Genomic DNA, 5,660 nt, shown 5'->3' with positions numbered 1-5,660 from the left:
CGCGGGCGCGCTGCAGAAGCGCAGTAGTGTAGACTTCCGACGTGATGTCGCCGTTGCCAACCGCTGCTGCAGCGGCTGCGAGCCCAAGCGAGGTGAGATTTGTGATGTCTCGCGATGCAAACTGGCGTGCAGTGGCGATCATGTCTTCCATGAAATCCTCGCAAAGAAGGTGTTTGGTGGCATTCCCGCTTCCGCTAAACAGACCGCTCAGCTCAATGCCATTACGGTTATAATATCAAATTACGATCGTGCTTCAATGGTGATTTTCCGTGGAAGGCGGACCCGCCGGACACATGTACGTGAGGGCCCAGGTGCCGAATGATGGAAGGATACTTCAACAGTTTGGCAAAAGCGCCAATACTATCAGGCAATCGCCGGCGCGGCTTCTGCATGTCAGCCTGGTATTGATGATCCGAGCTTAAGTAACGAGAAGCTTGCTGAATTAACCGCTCAGGCCGCGACAAAAGTCGTCCAAGTACGTAATCGGAAAGCAAAAGATGCGCACGATCATTCAGCTGTACTGATCACGGATGCATACGCAACGGTTGCAATCGCCTATCGACGAGCGGCTTCAGCCTACACTGCTGACAAGGAAATGGAGCAGCTGGGCACCGCCGCAGTACACCTGGTCACGATAGCGAATTCATTTATGAATGCTGAATAGGACCGACAACGACAGAAATGTGACTGCGGCTTCGGCAAACCAGCCTCGCTTCTCGCTCAGGCGTATACCTTGCGCAAACCCTTTCTCCTAAGCTGCCCGTAAGACGTTATTTGTACCGTCGTCACCAACAAGAAAAGGCGGGCGGCATGTCGATTGCATTTCGAATTTTTGTTCTCCTGTTCTGTGCTTACGCCGGTTGGGAGACCGCGAGCATCCAATTCGGCGATTTGCGAGAGCCTCAGCAGCAAGGGCGTTCTCCAACCGGATAAGCAAGGAATGAACAAAACAACCCTTCACCTGGAACGTCCGCAACCAAGCCAAGTTCGGCGTGCTGACCTCGCGCCGGCTATCGGTTATGCGATGCTCGTCGATGGTCGTTTCAAGACCGAATTTCTTGATCAGGACGCCGCGACTCAAGCGGCCCTTGAATTGTCGGCCAAGTATCCGAAGCTGAAGATCGAGATCTACGATGCAGCATCGAAGTCACGAACGCCGGCGAAATAGCCGCTGCGCCGCAGCATGCGTGATAACCATGTCTTCTGTTTTAATCTACCTTTAGCTTTTTGCTATCAATCGAGGTCGCAAGGTCGTCGCCAAACGGAGGCGGCCTATGCCTTTGATGAAGTATTTCGGATTCGTCGGCAGCGCTCTCGTCCTGTTGCTGATCGCTATCGGCTGGTGCTTGCCGCAGCAGGCGATGGGCCCCGGTAACAGCGACGTAGAGCGACCGTCCATCAAGATCAGCTCAGCCGAGAGGGCGCCTGAACGGGTCATAATCGATACCAGCTTGCCGACCATTGTGGCTCCGTCGAACATCAGTCCTTCTACATCAATGACGTCGGTGCAATCTGCTCGGCCTCTGCAGAGCGCATTCTCCGAACTTGACGTCGCCCGGAAGCCGGTCACTCCGAAATCAGGCGGCGAGGTCTTGAAGCCGAAGCATACGGCAAAAGGCGAATCCGCGAAAAAAGTCTCTCACCGTCGAGCAGCGAAACCGTTGAATATTATTCCCGCACCCGCAACGGGAGCGCAAGCTGCGGCGCCTGATACGAGAATGTCGTTACTGGAAACACTCAAGGAGCGGCTAGGGCAGACGTTTTTCAAGCTGAACTGATGACGGTGTCCAACGATAGGAGCCGACGAGCGCCATTCACGCCGGAGGCGCACTCGGCTCGATTGGACCGACCCAATAAATAGTCTCTGAAGATGGCATCCGACGGCGGCAAATCGGCCTCCTGCGTCACCGGGGCGGCTGGAGCAAGCCCGCACAAAACGGCTTTAGTCCGAAAGTCGAATAGCGCCACGTCATCGGGCTCGCGGAAGCAGCAAAACCCCGCCCGCGTAAGCCCGCTTATTTGGAAGGGCGCCCTGTCGTAGAGCGGCTGAGATAGACGTCGCGACGGGCGATCGGCGGGCACATAGACGGCGAGGGACGCATTGCGCTTACTGCGATACTACGATTCGTGGAAAGACGGCCCGGGTCGGGCGCTTGGGTTTAGGGCGGTGGCCGCTTTAGGTCGTCGGCAAGCCGTTGCGGATTCAGCAGAATGCGCTAGGCCGGTTCTCCGTCCTGCTCACAATGGTGAGACCGTTTACGCGGGCAGCCCTGCCTAAGGCAGCCTCTGACCGCAGGAACAGTGGAGGGAAGGTAACCTCGGCCGCAGGTCTCGGCCTGAGGTCACTTTTTGCGAGCCGCAACCGTCGACCCTGATTCACATAGTGAAATGCAGATGCGGGTCAGAATGCGGCAACGTCCACGTGCCGCGACCTTGACGCTGGCAGGTTTCTCCGACCTGCTCCCTCCCAGGCGCCGCCGGCTCTTGAAGTTGCGCCCGACGGACGGCGCCCGCCCCTCCGGACTGTGGTTGAGCCGTCCCGGACCTGGCGATGGATCTCTCCATCGCAGGCGCGCCCTGCGCAAGTATCATGGCACTGGGCCACATCCGGCCAATCCCTCGGCCGTCTTGATTGCCGCCGGCGTCTCTCCGAAATCGTACCGGCCCGCAAAGGCCGCACCGGGCTGGTGGATCTCGTCCCGCTCGCGCTCGGGCATTGTCAGCTCCTCAATCGTTCTCAGTCCACGCGTGCGACATTGACGAAGCGAGCGCTTGTCCGTCGTGCCAGGCGGAATACACAGTCGGGCTAGTGAGGCGCACAACTAAAAATATCTCGGCGCTTACGAAAATAGGAACGAGGTCTGCACTTTCACATTCCTTCCGAAGTGCAATCGGGAGCCTCAGCATGGCAACGCAGATCGTCATGGATCACAGCGGCGACAGCCGCTACTTCTTCGACAACTCCAGCGGTGATGCTCTGGCGGAGGCGGAGAGACGTTTTCTGGAATTCACCGGGAAAGGATACACTGCAGCGGTGCGGAGTAGCCCGGAGGAGGTAACCAGGATCACCACGTTTGATCCGACCGCCGAAGAGACATTGTTTTTTCCGCGGCTCGTCGGTGGGTGATGGCCAGGTGAAGAGGAACTTAGCTCGAGTCAGCCGGTGGCCCCTTCGTAGCCTCTGTATTGGCAAGCTCTATGAAGCATCCAAGGACGAGAAAACGATTCACGCTCGTGCGCTACGCCTCCTTCGTTCTTGGCTTTCACCTCAGCAGAGGGCGGACTTTGACAGGAAGGGATATTTCGACGTCGTGGGATGCGACACTGGGAAGCGGTACCGAATCCGACGCGGCACGTCCGCCAACGTCAACGAGATAGACGAATACGGGCGGCTCGGAACGGGGCGCTGCTTCGTCCCGTTAGGTGGCTTGGCTCAGGGCGACGTCATGCTTGCCCAGAAAATAGCTCTCGAAACCGACGAGAACCGCGCGTTGGGCATCGCCAACAGCTTCCCGGGACCGCTAGGGTTGCGCCTCCCCAGGCGTTGCCCCGCAGAGGCTAGGAGCTCGGGGGTACGCCTGTCCCCGGGGCTAGAATTCGAGCCACGGTGCTTCTCATGCGGCGACGCCGCCGCGGTCTCGCTGATTGCAACCACAACATTGGTGGTTGACGAGTGTTGGATCATCTCGCGTACCACCGATGGCATCCATTGCCTTATTGATTCGGAGTGTAGCCCTGACCGATTGGCTCTTGAAATCGGCAATACGGGAAAGATCTTCGTCGTGTGTCGAGTATGCCGCCATCAGGCCTGATCGATAGCCGAAGACTGAGGCGTTCGAACGGGAGCTATCTTGTCTCAAAGAATGCAGTTCTGCACCTCGTTTGCTTGAACGCAGCCCTGATGAAAAGGGCCGAAGAGCCGAAGGGCTGCGGGAGGGCTAGAACAGTCCGCCGCCTTCGGATTGCTCCCTCGAGTGACGCTGCCCGGAGGCGCGGGAAAGCTCGACACAAAGGTGGCGCGACGTGAAAGCCTTCAGGCTCGATGGAATTTCACCGCCCGCTGTTTCAGAGAAACTCTGGCCGCGAAGCCTGCCTGCAGCCACGCCATGGCCTGCGTGTGCCCCGCTTTGCGCGAACTCTCATTTTCTCACCAGGCACTGAACTTGTAAGCTGACGGCGGTAACGGCCTCCCGAGAATTTCCTCGATGTCCGAGAACGTGAGCCGAATAGTTTGCTCCCTTGTGCGCCCCAGCTCCTCTGTAGCGGATCGTAAACCCTCGTCGCAACATCGAGGGTGAGTCGCCTCATTTTATGGAGGGGACATACAGTCTAGCGGACATCGGGCAGTGCCTGGCTTGGTCCAAACGATCTAAGTGCTCGACGAGACCGCCTTCAACAGGAGTGCCCTATTTGTCGCCTGCCGCGTTCGTTCAAACCGGCTCTGTCGCCAATGGTCAATCGGGCATTCCACCCATCGGTAAAACGCCATCGAAACAACGAGCGATAAGGCCAGCGATCCGTACGCGCTCGCAACGGTTTCCGGCAATGTGATCCACCCAACCAGGAAGTGGCAGATGTAAAGCGGGTAGGACAGCTCGCCGAGATATCGGTCCCACGCGATGTTTCTGGTAAGTTCGAACAGACGGGGTATGCCAATGATGACGGCCCCCAAAATTGTCAACGACATCAGTCGTGAAATGCCATTCCACTCGCTGCAGGCCAGGCCGGCGAGCAAAGGGATAATCAGCAGGAGCCGTCCGGCATTGGCGCGCTTGCGTTCCGCTTCGCCTCGCGACGCAGACGCGTAGTAGCCAAGCGAGCCAGCCAGGAACAGAGCCAACTCGGACGGAAAAAACCGACAAGTCCATGGATCTCTGCCGAAATCGAAACCCCAAAGCAGTGTCAATCTCAAAAGAATGCTCGCGACAATTGCTGCCCCGACAACCAAGGGGCCCCGTCGCACGATAAATGGCGCGACTAAGTAGAAATAAATTTCTAGCGCGAGCGTCCAAGCCTGGGGAACCGGTGAAAATTTAAAGAGGATGGTGGGTGTATCGGCCGCATGGAGAGAAAAACGCAGAGCGTCATGATCCGCGAACAGGAAGAAGTAGCTTTCCTGTCCGACGACGAAAATCTGTGAGACAAGGAAATAGGCGATACTAATGAAATCTAGGGACGCAATCGGCCACCAATTCCTGGCGACTCCAAAAGATGCGACCAACACCATAAGGTAAGTCGGCCAAAGCCTGAGCACGCGATTTGAAATGAACAGCCAATATGAGCCAGGCGGGTACTTCTCATTGAGGACCAGCGCCATATAGAATCCAGAAACGACGAAAAAGCATTGGACTGCAACATCGCTGGTGGGCATTTCAAGGGGGATCTTGAAATGGCTCAATGCAACGGCGAGTGCTAGGAATAATCTGAGGCTGCCCACTCAACGGATTTTAGTCGGGCAACGTTAAGGCTTCGTCAAGGCTGTGACGAGAGGACTGCCCGAGGAGATGGAGGAGCAAAGTTCGGACCAGAGCGACAACCTTGCGGGAATGGTCGTTGGGTTACCTTGTATGGGGCTTTTTTTGTCAAGGAGGCGTTTCAAGAGGCGACAGGTCGCGCATCTTTTCCTTCGTCAGTTTCTTTGTTCGATCTGAAAGCCGTTT

General features: G+C 57.0%; 4 protein-coding genes and 1 pseudogene. 4 read left to right on the top strand and 1 reads right to left on the bottom strand.

Going from position 1 to position 5,660, the window contains the following annotated elements; all coding sequences use genetic code 11:
• Positions 1–940 precede the first annotated feature (940 nt).
• The 4 genes and pseudogenes from IVB50_RS09385 to IVB50_RS09370 form a co-directional block, all read left to right on the top strand.
• A complete protein-coding gene (locus tag IVB50_RS09385) occupies positions 941–1,168 on the top strand; it encodes a hypothetical protein (RefSeq protein WP_247295697.1) in 228 nt (75 codons plus the stop codon).
• Positions 1,169–1,274: 106 nt separating this feature from the next.
• The gene (locus IVB50_RS09380; RefSeq protein ID WP_157643149.1) at positions 1,275–1,778 is read left to right on the top strand and encodes a hypothetical protein; all 504 of its coding nucleotides are present in this window, start codon (positions 1,275–1,277) and stop codon (positions 1,776–1,778) included.
• A 1,127-nt stretch (positions 1,779–2,905) separates the two neighbouring features.
• The gene (locus IVB50_RS09375; RefSeq protein WP_018460208.1) at positions 2,906–3,127 is read left to right on the top strand and encodes a hypothetical protein; all 222 of its coding nucleotides are present in this window, start codon (positions 2,906–2,908) and stop codon (positions 3,125–3,127) included.
• Positions 3,128–3,185: 58 nt separating this feature from the next.
• Positions 3,186–3,515, top strand: a pseudogene (locus IVB50_RS09370) (hypothetical protein); the annotation flags it as partial.
• An 854-nt stretch (positions 3,516–4,369) separates the two neighbouring features.
• Here the strand turns inward: IVB50_RS09370 and IVB50_RS09365 are convergent.
• On the bottom strand, positions 4,370–5,437 hold the full coding sequence (locus tag IVB50_RS09365) for an acyltransferase (RefSeq protein WP_345946480.1): 1,068 nt from the start codon (positions 5,435–5,437) through the stop codon (positions 4,370–4,372).
• Positions 5,438–5,660 lie beyond the last annotated feature (223 nt).

The organism is Bradyrhizobium sp. 87 (genome assembly GCF_023073015.1).
Lineage (GTDB): Bacteria > Pseudomonadota > Alphaproteobacteria > Rhizobiales > Xanthobacteraceae > Bradyrhizobium > Bradyrhizobium canariense_D.
This window is presented reverse-complemented; position numbering and strand designations above follow the sequence as displayed.